General features: G+C 57.2%; 15 protein-coding genes. 1 reads left to right on the plus strand and 14 read right to left on the minus strand.

Annotated features, from left to right (window positions below):
- Positions 1–114: 114 nt before the first annotated feature.
- The 6 genes from AC1DVF_RS24375 to puuE form a co-directional block, all read right to left on the minus strand.
- Positions 115–1,467: a nucleobase:cation symporter-2 family protein gene (locus tag AC1DVF_RS24375; protein WP_477783271.1), complete on the minus strand. Its 1,353-nt coding sequence runs from the start codon at positions 1,465–1,467 to the stop codon at positions 115–117.
- A gap of 167 nt (positions 1,468–1,634) precedes the next feature.
- Positions 1,635–2,957, minus strand: coding sequence for a urate hydroxylase PuuD (locus AC1DVF_RS24380; RefSeq protein WP_320337254.1), 1,323 nt, complete (start codon positions 2,955–2,957; stop codon positions 1,635–1,637).
- A 51-nt stretch (positions 2,958–3,008) separates the two neighbouring features.
- Positions 3,009–3,512 (minus strand): ureidoglycolate lyase, encoded by a 504-nt coding sequence (locus tag AC1DVF_RS24385; RefSeq protein ID WP_034151759.1) that lies wholly within the window; start codon positions 3,510–3,512, stop codon positions 3,009–3,011.
- Between the two features lie 134 nt (positions 3,513–3,646).
- Positions 3,647–4,642: an allantoicase gene (gene alc, locus AC1DVF_RS24390; protein WP_007913974.1), complete on the minus strand. Its 996-nt coding sequence runs from the start codon at positions 4,640–4,642 to the stop codon at positions 3,647–3,649.
- Positions 4,643–4,729: 87 nt separating this feature from the next.
- A complete protein-coding gene (gene uraD / locus AC1DVF_RS24395) occupies positions 4,730–5,245 on the minus strand; it encodes a 2-oxo-4-hydroxy-4-carboxy-5-ureidoimidazoline decarboxylase (RefSeq protein ID WP_064391195.1) in 516 nt (171 codons plus the stop codon).
- On the minus strand, positions 5,242–6,168 hold the full coding sequence (puuE, locus tag AC1DVF_RS24400) for an allantoinase PuuE (RefSeq protein ID WP_093441662.1): 927 nt from the start codon (positions 6,166–6,168) through the stop codon (positions 5,242–5,244). Before puuE ends, uraD begins: the two co-directional genes overlap by 4 nt.
- 421 nt (positions 6,169–6,589) lie before the next feature.
- On the opposite strand from puuE, the gene uraH reads away from it, so the two are divergent.
- Positions 6,590–6,943, plus strand: a complete 354-nt coding sequence (gene uraH / locus AC1DVF_RS24405; RefSeq protein ID WP_003223171.1) for a hydroxyisourate hydrolase — start codon at positions 6,590–6,592, stop codon at positions 6,941–6,943.
- A gap of 133 nt (positions 6,944–7,076) precedes the next feature.
- Here the strand turns inward: uraH and AC1DVF_RS24410 are convergent, their stop codons facing one another.
- The 8 genes from AC1DVF_RS24410 to AC1DVF_RS24445 all read right to left on the minus strand — a co-directional run bounded on the left by AC1DVF_RS24410 (position 7,077) and on the right by AC1DVF_RS24445 (position 21,441).
- Positions 7,077–8,963, minus strand: a complete 1,887-nt coding sequence (locus tag AC1DVF_RS24410; protein WP_477783272.1) for a hypothetical protein — start codon at positions 8,961–8,963, stop codon at positions 7,077–7,079.
- A 50-nt stretch (positions 8,964–9,013) separates the two neighbouring features.
- Positions 9,014–10,858, minus strand: a complete 1,845-nt coding sequence (locus AC1DVF_RS24415; RefSeq protein ID WP_477783273.1) for a response regulator — start codon at positions 10,856–10,858, stop codon at positions 9,014–9,016.
- Positions 10,859–10,938: 80 nt separating this feature from the next.
- Positions 10,939–12,612 carry a hypothetical protein gene (locus AC1DVF_RS24420; RefSeq protein WP_477783274.1) on the minus strand — a complete coding sequence of 558 codons (1,674 nt, stop codon included), beginning with the start codon at positions 12,610–12,612 and terminating at the stop codon, positions 10,939–10,941.
- Positions 12,613–12,859: 247 nt separating this feature from the next.
- A complete protein-coding gene (locus AC1DVF_RS24425; RefSeq protein ID WP_477783275.1) occupies positions 12,860–14,704 on the minus strand; it encodes a hypothetical protein in 1,845 nt (614 codons plus the stop codon).
- Between the two features lie 149 nt (positions 14,705–14,853).
- Positions 14,854–18,399 (minus strand): calcium-binding protein, encoded by a 3,546-nt coding sequence (locus AC1DVF_RS24430; protein WP_477783276.1) that lies wholly within the window; start codon positions 18,397–18,399, stop codon positions 14,854–14,856.
- A 234-nt stretch (positions 18,400–18,633) separates the two neighbouring features.
- On the minus strand, positions 18,634–19,263 hold the full coding sequence (locus AC1DVF_RS24435) for a LysE family translocator (protein ID WP_038366975.1): 630 nt from the start codon (positions 19,261–19,263) through the stop codon (positions 18,634–18,636).
- 90 nt (positions 19,264–19,353) lie between these two features.
- Positions 19,354–20,703 carry an NCS2 family permease gene (locus tag AC1DVF_RS24440; protein ID WP_007914003.1) on the minus strand — a complete coding sequence of 450 codons (1,350 nt, stop codon included), beginning with the start codon at positions 20,701–20,703 and terminating at the stop codon, positions 19,354–19,356.
- A gap of 291 nt (positions 20,704–20,994) precedes the next feature.
- Complete coding sequence (locus AC1DVF_RS24445; RefSeq protein ID WP_093441687.1) at positions 20,995–21,441, minus strand: MarR family winged helix-turn-helix transcriptional regulator; 447 nt, start codon at positions 21,439–21,441, stop codon at positions 20,995–20,997.
- Positions 21,442–21,453: the final 12 nt, after the last annotated feature.

Raw genomic sequence — 21,453 nt, forward strand, 5'->3', positions numbered from 1 at the left:
GTCCCTGTGGGAGCGAGCTTGCTCGCGAAAGCGGTGTGTCATTCAACAGTGATGTTGACTGACATGGCCTCTTCGCGAGCAAGCTCGCTCCCACAGGGATAATCAGTAATGCTGTTAATGCGCGTGGCAGTCATTGATCGCCGCGCGCTCTTTGCCGCCGAGAATGTTGAACAGCAGGTTCAGCGTCAGCGCACTGAGCGTTGCCATGGCGATGCCGCTGTGGGTAATCGGGCTCATCCACATCGGCAAATGCGCAAAAAACTCCGGACGCACCACCGGGATCAGGCCCATGCCAATGCTCACCGCGACCAGCAACTGGTTGCGCCGGTCACCGATGTCGGCTTCCTGGAGAATCTTGATTCCGGTCGCGGCGACCATGCCGAACATCGCAATCGCTGCGCCGCCGAGCACCGCCGGCGGAATCGACGCCACCAGAAATGCCGCTTTCGGCAGCAGGCTCAACACGATCAGCAAGCCACCGGCAACGATGGTTACCGAGCGGCAGCGCACGCCGGTCATCTGCACCAGGCCGATGTTCTGCGCGAACGAGGAGTGGGTGAAGGTGTTGAAGAAACCAGCGACAAACGAGGCGCCGGCATCACACAGCAAGCCGCGACGCAGCATGCGCGGGCAGACTTCCTGGCCGGTGATCTTGCCCAGCGCGAGGAACATCCCGGTGGATTCAACAAAGATGATCACCACTACCAGGCACATCGACAGAATCGGTGCCAGTTCGAATTTCGGYATGCCGAAATGCAGCGGAGTGACGAACTGAACCCATGGCGCGCTGGCCATGCCGCTCAGGTCGACCATGCCGATGGCACCGCACAGCAGGTAGCCGAAACACATGCCGATCAACACGGAAATGTTGACCCAGAAACCGCGCATGAAGCGGTGGATCAGCAGGATGGTGCCCAAAACCAGAGCGGCGATGGCCAGATAAATCGGTGAGCCGAATTGCGCAGCAGCGGCGCCGCCGCCGGCCCAGTTTACGGCCACGGGGAACAGCGACAAACCGATCGAGGTGATGACCGTGCCGGTCACCAGCGGCGGGAAAAAGCGCACGACCTTGGACATGAACGGCGCGATGAGCATGCCGAAGAAACCGGCAGCGATCGTCGCACCGAAGATGCCTTGCAGGCCGATACCGGGCATGCCGGCCATGGCGACCATGCTGCCGACTGCAGCAAAACTGGCGCCCATCATCACCGGCATGCGAATGCCCATCGGGCCTATGCCCATGGATTGCACGATGGTGGCGATACCGGCGACCAGCAGGTCGGCGTTGATCAGGAAGGCAATTTCTTCACGACTCAGGCCAGCGGCCTGTCCAATGATCAGCGGCACCGCGATGGCACCACCGTACATCAGCAGAACATGTTGCAAACCGACCAGGATCAGTTGCAAAAGGGGCAATCGCTGAATGGCGGGTGCGTCGGGGATGCGCGCTTTGGACAGCTCGGACATGCAACACCTCGGATCTTTTTATTCTTGTGATTGAACAGCTGCCGGGTTGCTCACAGCTGTTTCTTTGCATCAGGTAAAACCGCGTTAAGGCGATTCGCGAGCAGGCTCGCTCCCACAGGAAATGCGCGATCTCTGTGGGAGCGAGCTTGCTCGCGAAGCTTTGTTGCTTAGTTGGTCTGTGCTCCCTGGGCGATCCATGCACCGATCAGGTCACGTTCCTGCTGGGTCATCTGCGTGATGTTGCCCAGCGGCATGATCTGCGTGGTGATGGCTTGCGCCTGGATGCGCGCCGCGTTCTGGCGAATTTGCTCTGGGGTGTCGAACATCACACCGGCAGGCGCCGCACTGAACAACGGGCTGGTCGGTTTGGCCGAGTGGCAAACCGCGCAACGTTCCTGAATCACGTTGTGCACTTTGTCGAAGGCCGGGCCTGTGTTGGAGGCTTGCGCCGGTGCTGCTGCAGGGGCTGCGGGTGCAGCAGGTGCAGCAGGTGCCGCCGCTTCAGCCGGTTTCGCGCCACCGCCCAATGCCGTTTCCGGCAGCGGTTGGTACTCGATTTTGGTTGGTGCCTTGGCCACTTCCGGTGCGGTCGACATCGGCGTTGGGCCGGTGACGTACGCCAGGGTGATCATGCCCACCGCTGCAACCGGCAGAGTCCAGGCAAACTTGTGGCTGTCGTGACGGGTGTTGAAGTAGTGACGCACCAACACCGCCAACACCGCGATCCCGGCGAGGATCAACCAGTTGTACTGGCTGCCATAGGTGCTCGGGAAGTGGTTGCTGATCATGATGAACAGCACCGGCAGGGTGAAGTAGTTGTTGTGACGCGAACGCAGCAAGCCTTTGGCTGGCAGCGCCGGATCCGGCGTGCGGTTCTCGGCAATTGCGGCAACCAGTGCACGCTGCGCCGGCATGATGATGCGGAACACGTTACCGACCATGATGGTGCCGATGATCGCGCCGACGTGCAGGTACGCACCACGACCGCTGAACACTTTGCTGAAGCCATACGCTGCGCCGATGATCAGCACGAACAGAATGAAGCCGAGCAGAGCAGGGCGTTTGCCCAGTGCCGAGTCGCACAGGAAGGAGTAGATGAACCAGCCGAGGAATAGCGAGCCGATACCGATGGCCACGCCTTCAGGGCCGCTCAGGGTGCTGCCCGGAGCCAGCAGGTAGAGCGTTGGGTTGGAGTAGAACACCACGCACAGCAGCGCGATCCCCGACATCCAGGTGAAGTAGGCTTCCCATTTGAACCAGTGCAGGTTCTCCGGCATCGCCGGCGGGGCCAGTTTGTATTTTTCCAGGTGATAGATACCGCCACCGTGGATCGCCCACAGGTCACCGGCCAGGCCGGTTTTCGGGTTGACGCGGTTGAGGTTGTTCTCCAGCCAGACGAAGTAGAACGACGCGCCGATCCAGGCCACGCCAGTAATCATGTGAACCCAGCGCACGCTCAGGTTCAGCCATTCCAACAGATGTGCTTCCACAGTCTTTACCTCTCGCCTGTCACTCTTGTTGTCGAGTGATCAGACCTTCTCTTATTGGTGGGGGGCGAGGATCAAACGCTCATCCTCTTTGAAAAAATGCTCATCGCAGTTATTGCCTGTGCCACTGCGATCAACCACCAGGAAGTCATCCCGCTTTTCGATCGTCAGCACCGGATGGTGCCAAACGCCGCGATGGTAATTAATGCCCTGCCTGCCGTTGGTGACGAAGGCGCGGACCAAGCCTGATACAGGTTCATCGCCAACTGGCGCGACCACGATCAGAAAGGGATTGCCGAGCAGCGGAATGAAAGCCTGGCTGCCCAGCGGATGGCGTTCCAGCATGCAAACGGTCAGCGGCATGTCCTGCGCGTCGGCGCGGAAGATGCTGATGATCGCGTTGTCCTCAGGCTGAGCGGTTTCGACCGTCGCCAGTTTATGGAAGCGCATGGTCGAACCGTTGTTGATCATGAAGTGATCGCTGCCGTCGGTTTCGATCACGTCACCGAAAGGGGCGAAGGCTTCTTTGCTCAGCGGTTCAATCGTTAGTGTGCGCATGCTGTTCTTCTTATCCGAATTCTGTGTTGACTGTTCTGACGCTTTCGCGAGCAGGCTCGCTCCCACAGGGGAATGCATTGCAAATGTGGGAGCGACGGTGCGACGATTCGACCTGCTCGCGAATGGGTTCAACCTTATTTAGCGACCTTGCCGAGAACGCGCAGGCGACTCACACCACCATCCGGGAACACGTTAAGGCGGATGTGGGTGATCGGGCCCAGCGCCTTGATCTGCTCGACGAAGGTGTGTTCGGCGTGCATTTCCAGCTTCTGGCTTGGCAGCAGTTCACGCCAGAACAGCGACTGGGTTTCGATCTGGCTGTCAGTACCACCTTTGACGAACGCGCCCTGGATCGAGCAAGTGTCCGGGTAGTTGCCTTTGAAGTGCAGGGTGTCGACGACGATCTTCTCGATCTCGCCCGGGTGACCCAGCGCGACGATGACCCAGTCATTGCCTGGCGTACGACGGCGTGCAGTTTCCCAGCCGTCGCCCATGTTGATGCCACGGCCCGGGTTGAGGATGTTGCTCATGCGGCCGAAGTGTTCGTCGGAGCAGGCGAGGGCGCGGCCACCATTGAGGGCTGCTGCCAGATCGACTTGCTCGTTGTCACCCACAGCGGACCAATCGCGGAACGGAATGCCGTACACGCGCAGACGGGCGACACCGCCGTCCGGGTAGATGTTGAAGCGCAGGTGGCTGAACGCTTGGTCGTTGCTGATTTCGTGGTAGTGGTGGCTGTTGCCCTGCAGCTCGACGGCCGACAGCACTTCAGTCCACTGGGTGTTTTCATCAGGCTCGCCCGACGCCAGGAAGCACGCTTCCAGAGAGGCCGATGGCGGGAAGTTGCCGGTGAAGAATGAAGTATCGATGTCCACGCCTTTGATCGAGCCCGGTACGCCCAGACGGATTACGGCGCTGTCGAAGCCTTCGAAGCGCTTGCGGCGTGATTCCCAGCCGTCCATCCACTTGCCGTTGTCATCGAACACGCCCTCCTTCCATACGGCCGGGGTCGGTTGGAACAGACGATTGGCGTCTGCGAACCAGTCATCGGTGACCGAAATGATTTTGGTGCCCAGACGGGCATCGGCCAGGTTGACGAATTTTTCGAAAGGTACGGCGTAAGCTTTCATTCTTCTTGTCTGCCTTTAAAAAAGTGGCTGGGGATGCTTGCAGGACCCTGGGTACTCTCCGCGTTTGATGTACTCGGGTCAGGCTTGCTAAAGAGTCAGTAAACGGAACAGGGCGATCTTGTTGATCTCCGCCAGCGCGCATTTGAACTCGGTGTCTTGCGAGTTGTGAATGCGCGTTTCGAACGCCGCGAGGATCTGATGCCGGTTGCTGCCTTTTACCGCCATGATGAAGGGAAACTTGAACTTGGCTTTGTAGGCGTCGTTCAGCTCGGTGAAGCGCTGGAACTCTTCGGCCGTGCATTGGTGAATACCGGCGCCAGCCTGTTCATTGGTGCTGGCTTCGGTCAGTTGGCCCTGGACGGCCGCTTTGCCGGCCAGGTCCGGGTGAGCGTTGATCAGTGCCAGCTGACTGGCGTGATCAGCGCTCAACAGGATGTCGCTCATGCGCTGGTGCAGGGTTTCGATCTCGTCGATCGAAGCGTCCGCACCCAGGTCGTAGGCCTTCTCGGCCACCCATGGCGAATGTTCGTAGATGTCGGCGAAGGCGTTGACGAAAGCGTCGCGGCTCAGGGTCGACGGTTGCAGGGTTTGAAAGCGGCTCATTTCGCGGCCTCTTGGTACGGGTGGGTTTCGTGCCAGTGACGCGCGATGTCGACGCGACGGCTGAACCACACCTGTTCATGACTTTTGGCGTATTCGATAAAGCGTTTGAGCGAAGCGAGGCGACCCGGACGGCCGATCAGGCGGCAGTGCAGACCGATCGAGAGCATCTTCGGCGCTTCGGCACCTTCGGCGTAAAGCACGTCGAACGCGTCTTTGAGGTATTCGAAGAAGTCGTCACCCTTGTTGAAACCTTGCACCTGGGTGAAGCGCATGTCGTTGGTGTCGAGGGTGTACGGGATCACCAGATGCGGCTTGCCGGTCGGGTTGTTCGGTTCCCAGTAGGGCAGGTCATCGTCGTAAGTGTCGCAGTCGTAGAGGAAACCACCTTCTTCCATGACCAGGCGACGGGTGTTCGGGCCAGTGCGGCCGGTGTACCAGCCCAGTGGGCGCTCGCCGGTGATTTCGGTGAGGACGCGGATCGCTTCGAGCATGTGCTCACGCTCCTGCGCTTCGTCCATGTACTGATAGTCGATCCAGCGGTAGCCGTGGCTGCAGATCTCGTGGCCGGCATCAACCATCGCACGGATCACATCCGGGTGGCGCTGAGCGGCCATGGCCACGGCGAAGATGGTCAACGGAATGTCGAATTCCTTGAACAGTTTCAGAATCCGCCAGACGCCGGCGCGGCTGCCATACTCGTAAAGCGATTCCATGCTCATGTTACGCGCGCCTTGCAGCGGCTGGGCGGCAACCATTTCGGAGAGGAAGGCTTCGGATTCTTTGTCGCCGTGCAGGATATTGCGCTCGCCGCCTTCTTCGTAATTGAGTACGAACGACAGAGCGATGCGGGCATTGCCCGGCCAGTGTGGGTGAGGAGGGTTACTGCCGTAACCGATCAGGTCGCGTGGGTAGTCAGCGCTCACTGCAGTCTTCCTTCTTATTCGTTGACAGATGGGTGTGGCGGCCTGGCAGGCTGGCGTCACAGCGATGGGCTGATTGTATACAACTTTATTCGCAATTTGTAAGCCTGAATTTTCGCATTTTTCGCCGACTGTCATCTTTTCCTGGTATTGGCGTGAGCCTGCAAGAAACCTGCCTGACCAGTCAGTTAATGGATAGGAGGTGCAATGTATAGGCGTGTTGCTGGCAGAACGCGGGGAAACCCCCGATTGGCGGGGGTGGTGTGAAAAATGTCGTTTTTATTGTGTACAATTTTTTTGAAAAGTGTCTTAATCAGTCGCTCGCCGCAGCTTTTCGTGCTCCGAATCGGTGCGGTCTCCTTTTTATCTGACTTCGGGAGGCGCGAGGTCTGACTGCTTCCACGCAGGCAGGCGCGCAGAATCAATGGGACGTTTGACAACACACGTTTTGGACGCTGCACACGGTTGCCCGGGCAGTTCGATCAAGGTCGAGCTGTACCGCGTTGAAGGTTCGCACCTGGAATTGGTCGCCAGTGCGATAACCAACAGCGATGGCCGGGTCGATGCGCCGCTGCTGCAAGGCGATGATTATCGTACCGGGGTTTATCAGGTTCAGTTCCACGCTGGCGATTACTACCGCGCCCGCGGCGTTCAGTTGCCGGAGCCGGCATTTCTGGACGTGGTTGTACTGCGCTTCGGCATCTCTGCCGAACAGGATCACTACCACGTGCCATTGCTGATTTCGCCTTACAGCTATTCCACGTACCGGGGCAGCTGACCCCCAAGCAGCTGCCCCCCACCGGGAAGCGACTGCGCATATAGCTTCTTTGGTCTTTCGCCCGCTCACACTGCGGGCTTTTTTATGCCTGAGTAATCTGCCCGCCTGTGCTGCAGAGAACTCCGGAGCTCATTCAGCTGTGTCGGGTGACAATAAGGTTATGTTCGTGAGTGGGGAGAGGCTCGTTGGTGCCCAGCAAAAAAACGATTCTGTTGGTGTGCAAATGCACCATCAACTCGTCTTTGACCTGTACGTCCATGTTGTCGACAAAGACTCTTTTCTTCAGCCAGGCAACTGGATCAGGGAGAAAAACAGTGTTGTTTTGAATCCTGTCCATGAACAGGATGAAAACAGGATCAACCCCCGTTCGCTTGATCAATAAGGCATTCCCCTGGTTGGCGCCGAAATCATGGGCAATGGAGTAGCCGTGTGCGCTAAGAAGATCTTTGAACAGTGTTCGCGTTGTTCGGCGACCCCTTTGGAGTTGCGAGCCGGAGAACAGTTTCGGGTTGAAGTCGATTCTTCGCAGACCTTCAGCGGAAGGTAGCGGCATACGCATGTAGCCATTTACGTCAGTCGCAAGCGGCGAGAGGAGCATCAGCGGGTCGCTCAAGTCTTGACGAGCGACTCTGTTATCGCCCGTGAAAATAGAGCGATTTTCCCAGTACTTGAACGTCTCGAACAATGCACTGATCCCGGACCCTGTCATTTTCTCGGAGTGACTGGCTCGATTGAACATCTCCCGTGCGGCTTTACTTGCAGAGTGATCGGAAAGATAGGGGAACTGATCGCTGACATATTGAGTCAGGCTTTTCTCAAATGGCCGACTCTCCACGATTCTCCATGCCTGACTGTCATGCCCCGTATTGCCCTCCCACTTCACCGCCGCCCTGGGTTGCAACTCAGGATTGCTCAGCAGCAACTGTTCGAAAGCATCGAAACGAGTAGCAGAAAACTGTGGCGGCTTGATGAAGGCAAAGGCGTCAATGGCGTGGCTCGGCTGGTCAAGTATCGCAAAGTGCTTGCCGCCGATTTCGATGGAGTCGCCGGCTGACGGTTTCGTCGTGGTTCCCCAGCCTTTCCATAATTCACTGATGCCCATGAGTACGAAGGGATTGAGAGGATCACTGTCTTCCGGCAGTCGAGGGCGTTTACTTGGGCTCGGGCCGGGCTTTTCTGACCGGGGCAGGGCACGGGAACTGCCTGCTTGTGGAGCTTGTTGTGTATCTGTAGTCGTCTGCAATTTACGGCGCCAGACGAATTGCCCGGGAATCTGCTCGAACGCTATATCCGGCACATTGATCGTTGTTGCTGAAGCCAGTTTGTATTCGCCTTGTTCGTTCCTGCGAACCAGGACGGTTCCTTCGGCGATATCGACATAGGTTTTCCCACGCGGCCCTTTGCGAATACCGTCCAGGGACTCCCGCGCGGCAGGGAGAAGGGTCGCCAGGTGCGGGTCGACGAGGATGATTGCTTGTAGTGGTTCGGCAGTCCGTGGCTGCGCAGACAGACTCCTCTGTCTGGAGTGAGCCGCGTACCACTGTGCCTCGATGCGCCAACGTGACTGGCCGTGGATTTTTTTCAGAATGGGTGGTGTCACGCCCGGAGCCGCGGGCCAGGGAATCTGGTAGTGACCGGCGGTGTTGAGTTCAACCCGGTAATGCCGGCCGTCTTCCAGGTGCGCGTAAATCTGGCCGCCCGGGGCCACGAATAACCCGTCGACGGAATTGTGCGGCTGTAGAAGAGCGGCTTGTAATACCGGCAGGGATATCTCGGCCAGTCTGGCATTGGTTTCGGTGAGCAGCGGATCCGTTATGTAACTCACCACCACGCGTGGGGCGCCTGCCATTTCGCTGCCAGACGTACCGGCAGTGGAAGTGTCGGGCAGTTGTTTCGTACCTGGCGCAAAAATGTCAGAACCCTGAGTGTTTTTGAGGCTGCCATTGCCAGCGGCAGATCTGTTGATCGCCGAAGTGTCGGGCGAAGCAGGGCGGACTGTAGTCTTTGTGGGTTTGGTCATTTGAAGTATCTCTAAGCTGTTCATGTTTTTTGGTTGACTGTCCTGCGCGGTCATTGGTCTTTGAAAATGAACAGCGTTGTCTGCCCCAGAACATCTGTCTGGGTGCCGCCGAGCAGGTAGCTGATCTTTTTTTCTGTGCGGTAAGTCGACAAAGGCTTTGATTCGCTGCTGGATGTTTGCAGCACGACTTCATTGTTCTCAAAACGCTCAGGCCGAAATCGCTGCAGGCGCCCGTCGTTAAGAGGTGGCAGTTTCAGTACGAACACGTGATCGATTTTCTCGCGGTGAAACAACAATTCGTTTTCCGCAAGCGTGTTTGTCGGGTTGCTTACCACGTAACCGTCATCCTCCAGAATCTGCTTGAACAGCCTGCGCAGATTGGCCGCAGTGGGCATCGTGGCGTACTCGTTCCAGTGGCGAGAGAAGCGCCCGGGATCAAAATCCAGGCGCATCAGGCCTTCACCCAGCGAAGCAGGAATCGCCAGGGTGGGTTCCGGTCCGGACAGAGGGCGCAACATGAGGAGCGGGTCGGCCAGCTTCCGATTCGGTGCTCTGCGCCGATCCCTGTTGGCCCAGTAACCAAACACCTGGTTCATCAGCGCCAGACCAGGGGCAATGATGATTTCCGATCGGTTTGCCTGATTGAACATGGCCCGGGCGAGTGAATTGACGGATTGATCCGACAAGTACTTGAAGGTTCTGGCGATGTACCGGGTGATCGGCATTTCGAAGGGCACGACACTGTCGAGGACCGTCCATTGGTGGTTTTGTTTAACCGCCCACTTTGGCTGCAGCGACGGGTTGTCCCGCAGCATGTATTCGAAAGCGTCATACAGGGCGGGCGAGAACAACGGATGCTGCAGGTAGACCAGTCGCGGGTTGGCATTCAGGTCTTGTTGCATCACCCGGTAATACTGCCCGTCGATCTCGATATGCTGACCCAACGCTGGTCGGACACGGTGTCCCCAGTTTCGCCATAAACCGAAACTCAAGTTGATCGCGTCAGGGTTGTCCGAGAGCAGGCTTTCGGTCAGCGCCCGGGTGGCGTCTGTCCCTTCTTCCTGATGCGGGCGTTTGCTGGGGCCGGCCATGGGGTCCGACGTCTCGGTCGAGGTTTTGCGTTTGTCCTGCGGCGGGCGTTGTGCAGGCAAATCGGTTGGCCCGGTCTTGCGGCGCCACAGTCGCGTCCCGGGAACCTGTTCGAACAATAGAGCGGATACTTCGCGCGCCGTCGCGGAGGTCTGCTGATAGTGACCGTTGGCGTTTTTACGCACCATGACGGTTCCTTCTGCGGTATCGATATAGGTTTTTCGGTGCTTGTCGTAGCGAACGCCGTCCAGTGTTTGCAGGCGGGGGGAGAGCAGGGCGGCGGCATCGGGGGCGAGGTAGATCGGCCGTTCCCCGGGGTTACGTTCAGCGGCTGCAGCTGGCCCGTCATTGTCTGGGTTGTGCGCCAGCCAACTGGGTCGTTCGAAGGTCCAGACTGGCTGGCGCTCGGTTTTGATCAGGAAAGGACCCGCCAGATGCGGAGTGAAGTTGAAGGGAATCCGGAAGCGGCCATCGTGATGGATTTCGACCAGCAGATGCCCCGCATTTTCAACATGGGCGTACAGTTTTCCCTCCGGGCTGGTGAACAATCCGCTGTCGGGATCCAGCCGTTGTAGCAGGTGCACTTGATCGGCAGGCCAGCTGATGGCGCGCAGAGCGGCCGCTACCGACACGGGGTAGACGGCAGATGCCTCGTGGACCTGCACTGGCTGTTGACGCCCGGAATTGCTCGGCAGGTCTGCAGAGGATTGCGTGGTTTCGCCGGGGATTCTGGGGACAATGCCAGCGGCATTTGGGCGTGTGTCAGGCGCAATAACACCGGCCACACGCTTTGGTGGTTTGACCATTAACTGAATCTCTTGATTTGGATTGTGGGTGTGCAGGTGTCCGGACTTGCGGACGTACCGTTCAGGCGTTCAGCAGCGGCTCAGCCCTCTCTCACAATGAACAGCGTCGGGTAATCAGCGGATATGGGTTGTATACCCCCCACCAGATGGATAACTTCGGTGTGAGCCAACTGGCTCTCCAGCATCTGTTTTTGCGACACGCTGAGCCTCGTCAGATAGGCGGGGTCGATGAGTTCGGTACCTGCGGGTGTGGTGCGAGTAACCTGATTGCCAGCGATGGGTGGCAGCTTCAACACGAATAGAGCGGCAACGCCTGGGCGGTAAAAAATCAATGCACCTTCACTGAGTCGGTGCGTGGTCGGATTAATGCTGTAGCCGTTGTGTTGCAGGATGGTCGCCATCAATCCGCGCAGGTTTCCTGGCGTCGGCGCTGCTGCATAGGAGGCCCACTCCTGAGGAAACCGTTGTGGGTCGAAATCCAGGCGCTGTAATACGGCTGAGTTGTGCGCAGGCAGTGTGAGCAAGTGGCCGCCTGCCAGATGGCCGGGCGATGTCGGCAGTTTTGGCAGCATCATCAAAGGGTCCGCCAGTCCGTGTAGCGGGGGCTCGTGATTTACCCTGTCCAGCCAATGGCGGAAGGTCAGCGCCATCGCCGAAAGTCCATGGGCGTTGATGCCCTGAGGCAGTGAAAGCCGATCGAATACCGCCCGCGCGAGGTTGCTGGTCGCCTGCTCGGACAGATAGTTGCAGGCGGCGGAAACATATTGAGTGGCGGACATTTCGAACGGTGGAGCGTTGTCCAGAACCTTCCATTGGCCTTCGCGTTTCAGTGCCCATTTCGGTTGGCGCGAAGGCTCGTGACGCAGCATGTTTTCGAACGCGTCATAGCGGTCCGGTGCAAATCCCGGGTGTTGCAAATAGACCAGTTCGGTATCGGCACTGACACCTTGCGTGACGATCCGAAAGTGTTGCCCGTCGATCTCTATCGACTCGCCTGAATCGGGTTTTGTGGACTTCCCCCAGTTTCTCCACTGACCGGCGGAAAGATCCAGGGCGACGCCCGGCTGAGCTAACAGATGTTCGACCAGCGTGCTGGTACCGGTCGCAACATGGCTCTGTTCGTCCAGGCGTTGGCGCTTGCTCGGGCCGGGTACGGCATCGGGCATTTCGGTGGACAGTGGATTGATTACGGCTGGGTCGCCTTGCTGCGGCGTGTCGATTTCACGCCAGAGTTTTGTCCCCGGAATCTGTTCCACTCTTTGTCCCGTCGGGGTTGATTCCCCGGCATGTGTCTGTCGCCAGCCTTCCGCAGTTTTGCTCACCATGACTATGCCGCCGAGCATTTCGACGTAGGGTTTCTTGCGTTTGTCGTAGCGAAACCCTTCTTCAGTGCCTGGTTGCAGCTTCAGTCGGGTGGCCGATTCGGGGTCGATATAGACCGGATGCGCTGGCCTTTCGCTGCTGGAAGCACCGGCCAGCGCAGACGGTCCGGTTTCGATGGATTGCTGCCTCACCCAGTCAGAGGTTCGCGCTTCGCTCAATTGGCGATGCCGGGTAAACGGACGACCGACGATGACGCTGGGGCGGTCGGCGGGCGCTTCTGGCAATGCGTGTGATGAAGTGGCTTCGGTGTGGGGAGTGGAATGACCCGGTTCACCGGGAAGTGCTGCCAGTGGAACAGGTAAAGGATTGGTTGCCCGGCCAGACGGCTCCGGTGACGCCGTGCGAGGAATTTTCCTGGGTGGTTTTGCCATGGACTTGCTCCGATGAATCGCTGATCAGTGATGCGGCCGGATATTCGGGAAGCGGATTCGATGTGCAATTGCGCGGCATCGTGTTTGCCCGACCCATTGGCTTCAAAGGCGTGATGTTCGGCAAAAACTCGCCACGGCGTGCGGTATATATGTATGGCGATGAGGGTAAGTGCTGCAGGGTGTTTCGAGGCGTTCGAAAGTCATGCCGACTCGCGCCGGCAGGGCCGGTGCGAGTCGTAGCGGGATCTCAGCGCTCCCTGAGCACGAACACCGAATCCGGAGTCGACTCAACCTTCAATACGCCCCCGATGAGCCAGACCACTTTGTTTTCCATGGTCGCGGTGGCCAGGGCGTGAAACGCCTCGTTGCCTATCCTGGCCGGCAGGCTGGGTTCTGCCAGTTCATTGCCCGGGGTGTGGGACAGGCCGACATGATCCACCACACCCAGTTTCATGAAATAAATCCGCTCACTGGTTCCGCGCCTGAATACCAGCGTTGGCATGCGGTGTTCGTATGTCAGGGGAAATATGTCATAGCCGCTGCGAACCAACAGGGCGCCAAGCAGGCGTCTGAGGTTCAGATCGGTCGGGTAGGTTTTGTAGTGGTTCCACTCGACGGGAAAATGCTTGGGATCGAAGCTGAGTCGTTGCAGTTCGCCGTCGACCTGGGAGGGTATGCGGATGAGTTTTTTTCCGTTGAAATCGATGGCGGGTGCCACTGCCAGCATGTTCAGCGGGTCGGCATACGCAGGTGCGCTGGGAAATGGCCGTTGTTTCCACTGATGCAGGACTGCCTGAATGTTGACCAGCCCGGTGCCGGTAATCGTCGGTGTGTTGTCCGCGAGTTCGAACAGCCTTCTGGCGACGGCCCGTGCCGTGTCATCAGAGAAATCAGGGAATGTCTTGGCTACCGACTGCGAGATCGGTTCATCGAAGAAACGTTTTCCAGGGTGTATTTCTCCCGGATCGTTACCGATGCGAAATGTTGCAACAGGCTGCATCGAGGGCGCCGTACGGAGCATTTGTTCAAACGCATCGAAGTGTGTTGGCACAAAGTCAGGATGTTGCACAAAGAAGACTTTGGGGTTAGGGGTGGAACCCTTCGGCACCACCGGATAATGAAACCAGCCGAGCTGCACCGACTCCACCTGCGCGGGTTTGTTCAGATGGCCCCAGGGTAGCCAGAAAAACGGTGTCTGCTCGGCTGGAGCGMTGGCGTCGAAGGTTGTTGGTGCTAGTGGTTGTTCGGGGACGTTGACCCGCGCGCGTTTGCTTGGGCCGGGTTGCGGTTTGTCTGCTTCGGCCATTGGCCGCGACCTGCCTGCAGCGGGATGGTCGGGGGTTGGCAAGTGCGGATGCTTGCGGCGCCAGAGCACCGTTCCGGGAATCTGTTGAAAAAATACATCGGGCAAGTCTCTGTTTGTAGTCGAGGTCAGTTGATATTCACCTTGCTGGTTTTTCCGAACCATGACTGTGCCGTCTGCGGTATCGACGAAGGTATGTTTGAGTTTGTTGTATCGGAGTCCCCCCGTTGAGAGTTCTGCTCTGGTCAGTGTTTTTGCGTCATCGGGCGCAAGGTAGGAGAGGGACGGTGGCGTGGCAGGGGTGTCGGGGCGAGACTGTGTTGATTGCCAGCCGGGGCGCTGGATGTGCCAGCTGGCCTGGCCTTCAATCCTGGTCAGTACCGGGCCGGGAACACCCGGTGCAAAGGTCAGCGGAACGTAATAGTTGCCTTGCAGATCCCGTTCGACGACAAACCGGCCTTCGTTGCCGATTTGCGCGTAGGTTCGTTGATCCGGGCCGGTGAACAGACCCGTGTTTTCTCCGCTTGGTATCAGCTCGTGCAATCGATCCTGTGGCCAGGCGATTGCACTGCGGGCGGCACGGTAGGTATCGGGCATATCACTGACGATGACGGCGGGCGGGCGAGTGGTGGCGATACCGGGAGGTCCCGTGGTCGCGTCGACGCCCGGCAGCGCTGGGTCAGGCAGGTTTGCAGTGACGCGAGTCCCCGAGCCTGGCTGTGCAGGTCTGGTTGTAACAGGGGTATCTGCTGCCACTGTCACAGGAACTTTTTTGGGTGGTTTGGCCATGTGAAGTTACTCGTTGAGTGATGATGCGCGGGCACGTAAGTGCCTCAGCGCATTTTTCAGGCGCACTCGTCCGCATCCTGTGGAGATGTTCGGTTACTGCACTTCGGAGTGCGCACGTGGTTATCGGTTTTTGACGGGTGTGTGGCGCGTCAAGCAGGGGGAACAGTCATCAACGGCGGCTGTGCAAAGAGGGTGAGGTCTTGATGGCTGCACCGATTGACCACTTGCAGTGCTGAGTATTCAACGCGAGATTTGTCTCTGCGCAGGATCCAGCCGTGTGCGGGAAAGTTGTAACTCAGTGCCTCGTGACGATTGTCGGCGAGCACGATGTTTCTCACTTTGATCTCTTGATTGGCCATTGCTGCAAGGGCCTCGGGCAAGTCTTTTGCCGAGTCGGGGTCTTCAAAGAAGCGGGCATCCAGACCATCCAGGTAAACCCTGTCGAAAGAAAGATCGACGGTATGGACAACCCCTTTCTCGGTAATGACACGGACCTGATCGATCAGGTCTTCGCTTTCGTACTCGGGCAAATGAATAATGCAGGTGCCGATGTGCAGCTGGTTATTTTCCAGCCTGATCTCGACCTTGCCGAGTTTCGTCGCGTCGAGGTCCCAGGTGGAAGAGTAAGGCAGTCTGGCAGGGGCGTTCGCGAGTGCTCCCGGGGTAGACAATCTGATCGCTATATCGGCAACCAGATGAATCAGGTAGGTGGAACCAGTACCTTCAAGATTCTGGATCGAGGTTTGCTCGGGGTAGGAAAAAAGCGAACCGCATCCCGCCCTGTCGAATTTGAAGGGTTTGGTTTCAGGTAACTCAAAAGGCGTCTGATCTGTGCGCCGTGGCAGTGGTAGTGAGAGCTGCGTCGTCCAAGTATCAAAATCATTCGGATTATGGCTTTCAAGGGGGCAAACATCGGTTTCCGGTGTCAGCTGCAAATTGACCGTGACGCCACCTTTAAAAATGAGCACGACCCGGTAGTTGGGACGTGCGGCCATGGTTCGCAAGATCCTGATCATGTTTCTGGGGTCAAATCCACCTTCCGCATAGGCGAACAAGCCAAATTTCAGTGTGTTTTGGCCGAAGTGATAAATCAGGTCGCATCCCGCAAAAAGTTCTCCATTTGACTTCTTCTCTCCCGAGGTAAAGTGCGCTTCAACCTGTGTCAGTTCGCTGATGTCGTAATCAAGATGCAGACGAACCACCGCTTCAGCACGTTTCACCAACCGGAGTGTCGTGTTTTTCCTGGACCTTGGCAGGTAGTAACTCGCATCACGCTGATGATCGATCAGGCACTCGGGAGCGTGGAGGATAAGGGGTCTTTCGGGTGTTCCTTTTTTTACAACGACGACTTCGATTTCGAGGTTGTGGCCATTTTCGATGCTGTCGGGCAGGTCGGGGGCGTCAGGCAGTTTTAACGAGTAGCCGTCGCCGGTCATGAACGTGAATTTATTATTCTGCAATACGAAGTTGTTTGCGTCTTTCTTATACAGGCCTTGAATGATCACGACACTTTTCGGGTCGTCCGCAAATGCGAATCGGGAACTGATGATCAGCGCGCCATTCTCGATTGCCCAGCTTTCGATCAGTTCGTATTTCCAGTTGAGCAGAACAATACTTTCTTCTGTGCCGTCTTCGATGATGGCAATACGGCCTGGTTTGTGGTCAATGATGTATTCGTCAATGCCAGCCTCACCCGAGGCTGTTGCTCCGGGATACGTCAGATGGATTTGATCATTTCCGGGCCCCGCATTGATGGTGTCCTGGCCGCGCGAATTAATGATGTTGCGTTTATCCGAACCGGTCACAACACTGATGGCCCCGCTGACCGTTTCAACATTCTCGATACTTTCCAGAAGGCTGTGGAGAGTATATTTTTCACCCTCTTCGGCAGACGGATCGGTTGCGATTACCTGCAGGGTTTGGGCCAGCAGATCGACGTCATAGCCTTTTCTATCGGTGCGGCGGGTGTAATTGCTTCCAGCCAGAACAAGCGTGTCGTTGCCTGCGCCGCCTTTCAGTGTTGAATACTCAGAAATCTGGGCATCCTGTACAAGCAGATCCCCTGCACCCTCGAACACGAAGCGGTCGTCTTTCTCACCCCCGGTCAGCTGTTTTTTTCCCGATCGGTAGTGAAAGCTGTTGGGTTTGTTCTCAACGCCCTTGATTGAGTCCTGGCCCTCGCTGATGAACCAGAGAATGCCCTTGTTTTCGCCAACCGTACCCAACTCTGCACCAGGCGTATCCTTGGAAACCCCGTTGCGGGCGTCAATGATGTCATCGCCTCCCTTGATCTCGGGAACCTGGATCGTTTCCCAACTGTCTCGTTTGGTCCACCAGTTACGCTTGCGCACTCGGGAGGGTTTGAGGTGGACTTCAAACTTGCCATTAACGATGGCTTCAGTTGTGTCCTTTAGTTGCCCATCCAACAGTTTTCTGGCTGTTTCTTTCAATTGTTTCGCGTGTTGGAGCCTGGTTTTTGCCAGCAGATAGCGATTTTGCACGGCCTGGTCAGGGTCCATCATGCAGAACGAAAACCAGCCTGTGCGCCAGCGCTCGTCCAGCGTCAGTTCGATGTAGTCATCAATGTCGTCGACCACGCGTACCGCGCCATAAATTTGCGATCCGATGGCCAGGATTGCTCCAGCTGCAAGCCCGACCGGGCCTGCAAATGAAAAGCCTGCCAACGCCGCCGCACCGAGGATGACCGTCATGGCGGCGCTGGTAATACTCAATCCAGCGCTCACGTAATGGTCCATGGCTTCTTTTCCGACGGCATTTTCAGCGGCATTGATCGATCTGACAGCAGTGAAGATATCGAACGGCAATGTCAGTGCGCCGCCGATCAAACCGCCGGAGCGACCCAGCCTCAGGGCAAACCGGGTTTTGGCAAAATCCATCAGGGCGCCTTGCCCGGCCGAGAGCATATTCGACGCAATTTTGCTGACGGCGATGTCAACAACAATGGAACCCACTTCCGTACCAATACCCAAGCTGTTGATGGCGACTTCGGTGGTGTTGTTTGCTTTGATAGCATCCACCACACCGCGTAAACCCATGAATATGCCGAAAGCTTGAATGCCGACACTCGAACCGAGCGCGGCGTAACTTTTCGCCAGGGACACCCAGCGAGGATTATGTTTGGGCAGGTTTGCGTGATACAGATCCAGTTTCTGTGCAGAATCCAGCAGTTTTACCAATTTGCTACGGTAGTTACCTTCGTCTGTAGAGACTTGCGAACTTTCTCTTATCAGATGAGGGGCCGTCAGTGGGCGTTCGCTGGCCATTTCGAAAAGCAGTGTCGTCAACAAATAACTGTCCTTGCCTGTTGACGATTTCATATGGTGTTCAATGTCGACAGCACTGAACTGCAACGCGTTGATGAAAGATCGCTTGGGTACCCGGAAAAAGGTGCTTTTGCCGCTCAGTGGCTGGCTGTCAAACGTTGCGCCCAAGGCATCAAGTGACACTCGTGTTATTGAAATATTGCCGATTTGCAGCGGGCCGAATACGGAGTCGACTATTTTCAATTGATCGACTTTGCTTTTTACTTTGATGCTGGTTGTTTCATCAGTTTCGGGTTTGAAGTCAATGGTCGAAAGATGATGTTCATTGCTCTCGAAACGCATGTCGGCGATGACGACGGCGTCGGTGATTTCTGCAGTTTCCAATGACGCTTTACGTATCAGGGTGGCCATGTGAACTTCCTTGTTCTGGCGGGTTTTTATTTATTTGAGTCGTGATAGTACGGTCGCCTTTTGAACGATGTACATCAACGGGTTGTTGCTGTGTATTGCGCTTGAGGGATGCAGTTGTGGCGGCGGGGAGATGTCGCGAGCAACACGAGCGGTCGCTGCGAATGCCATCCCTGACTTGAGTTTTTCAAGTCAGGGATGGCTACAGATAAATAAAAAGTTTGTGATCCAAATGTCTCAGTGACTGCTGAGCAACGATGCTGCGCCGGCGCCTCCGAACAAGCCGGCACTGATCCGGTTGAACCAGCTCTGTCCTTTGCCACTGCGCAAGTAACGCGCTGCGCCGTGGGCTCCGAGTCCGTAGGCCAGCTTGCACAGCAGATCCAGCAGGGTCCAGGTGGCGATCATCACCAGCAACTGCGGCAGGAAGGGCTGTTCGGCGCTGAGGAATTGCGGTAGGAAAGCGGCGAAGAACAGGATGTCTTTCGGGTTGCTGGCGCCCAGTACAAAGGCGCGCCCGAACAACGCGCGAAACCGTGGAACGGCGGCAGCTTGTGGCACGACGGCGCCGACCGATGGCTGGCGCGATTGCTGCCAGCTCTGCCAGGCCAGATAGAACAGATAGAGTCCGCCGACGATTTTCAGGGCGCTGAACAGTTGCTCCGATGCCAGCAACAAGGCACCCAGCCCCAACGCCGAAGCACTGAGCAGGCAGATAGAGGCGAATACGCCACCGAGAAATGCCGGATAAGAACGGCGCAACCCATAATTCAGACTGTTGCTGATCATCAACAACGACAGTGGCCCCGGAATCAGGATCACCACCAATGCAGCACCGCTGAACAGCAGCCAGGTTTCCAGACTCATCACTTTCCTCCTTTTTTTGTTGTACTCAAGAATGTGCAAAAGCCCCACCCGATTGGGTGAGGCTGTGTTGAAGCTTGAACCGCGTGACGCTTACAAGAAGATGAACTTGGCGATGAAGATCGCGCAGAGCACCCACAGGCTCACGGAAATTTCCTTGTACTTGCCGGTACCGGCCTTCAACGCCACGTAGGTGATGAAGCCCAGCGCGATGCCGTCGGCGACCGAAAAGGTCAGTGGCATCATGATCGCGGTGACGATGGCCGGGATGGCGTCAGTGGCTTCGTCCCATTCGATGTGGGCCATGCCGCCCATCATCAGCATCGCCACATAGATCAGTGCACCGGCGGTGGCGTAAGCGGGAATCATGCCGGCCAGCGGTGCGAAGAACATCGCCGCTATAAATAGCACACCTACGGTGACTGCGGTAAGACCAGTCCGACCACCAGCGGCTACACCAGCGGCACTTTCTACATAACTGGTGACTGGCGGAACACCGACCACAGCGCCGAAGACGCTGGACGCACTGTCGGCTTTCATCGCGCGGGAGAGGTTTTCGATACGGCCGTCAGCATTCACCAGGTTGGCGCGCTGGGCGACGCCCATCAGCGTGCCAGCGGTGTCGAACATGTGCACAAAGAGAAAGGCCAGTACCACGCTGATCATGCTGACGTTAAACACGCCGGCGACGTTCATGGCCATGAAGGTCGGAGCCAGACTTGGCGGGGTCGACATGATCCCTTCGTAGTGCACGATGCCCAGGCCCCAACCGGCCAGGGTCACGGTGATGATGCTGATGAGGATTGCGCCGAAAACTCGGTGGTAGCTGAGGATCGCGATCATCAGAAAGCAGATGGCCGCGAGCAGTGGGCCAGGTTCGCGCAGGGAGCCGAGTTTGATCAGTGTGGCCGGGCTGTCGACGACGATACCCGCGGTTTTCAGGCCGATCAGGCCAAGGAACAGACCGACGCCGGCACCCATCGCAAAGCGCAGGCTGACTGGAATGCTGTTCAGCAGCCACTCGCGAATCCGCGAGAAAGTCAGGATCATGAACAGCACACCGGAGACGAACACCGCACCCAGTGCAGTTTCCCAGTTGTAGCCCATGGTGCCGACCACGGTGTAAGTGAAGAACGCGTTGAGGCCCATGCCCGGCGCCAGACCCACTGGCCAGTTGGCGTACAGGCCCATCAACAGGCAGCCCAGCGCGGCGGCGATACAGGTGGCGACGAAGGCTGCACCATGGTCGATACCGGCATCGGCCATGATGTTCGGGTTGACGAAGATGATGTAAGCCATGGTGATGAAGGTTGTCAGACCGGCAATCAGCTCGGTCTTCACCGTGGTGCCATGCAAGCTGAGTTTAAACAGACGTTCCAGCAGGCCACTGCGTAATGGCGGCGAGAGGTCCAGCGTCGATGCTTCGGATTTGCGGCTTTCCACAGCGAGTACTCCTCAAGAGTTTTATTGTTATTTCCAGGGCCGGACCCATGAGGGGTGGCAGTGGCCCTTTGAGGCATACGCGAATTTGTTGACCATGCGGTCAGGAACTCGCACGCTGTGGATTATGCTTTTGTGTACAAATAAAGCAAATATTGTTTTTGGTTTTGTTTACGAAAGTTCCGTCGATAGCGATATATCGCCTGCACTGGCCCCTTTGCGAGCAGGCTCGCTCCCACGTTTGGAATGCGTTCCCCTGTGGGAGCGAGCTTGCCCGCGAAGAGGCAGTCCCATTCAATCGAGAGCCGTCTGACTTTTCCCCAGTGCCATATTCACCGCCAACCAGCCATTCACCGCCGCCTCGCCAGCCTCGGCAAACACTCGCTCCAGTAATTTCACCTGCTCACGCCGCAGCGCCTGTTCAAACTTCGCGCCTTCGGCCGTCAATTCCAGCAGACGCTTTCGCTTGTCGGCCTCGGACGCCACGCTGTCGACCAGATGCATTTCCTGTAACTGCCGCAACGGCATGTTCAAGGCCTGCTTGCTCACGCCAAGCAATCCCAGCAATTCCTTCACGCTCAAATTCGGGTATCGAGCGATGAAAAACACAATTCGCTGATGTACCCGCGACAGCCCGCGGCGCTCGAGCATTTCATCAGCCTTGGCGGTGAAGGCTTGATAGCCGAAGAAAAACGCTTCCATCGCCTGTTGTTGGCTCGCGGGGTTTTTAAGGTCAAGCATATTGACGTACTC

This window comes from Pseudomonas sp. P4_D7, assembly GCF_056401755.1.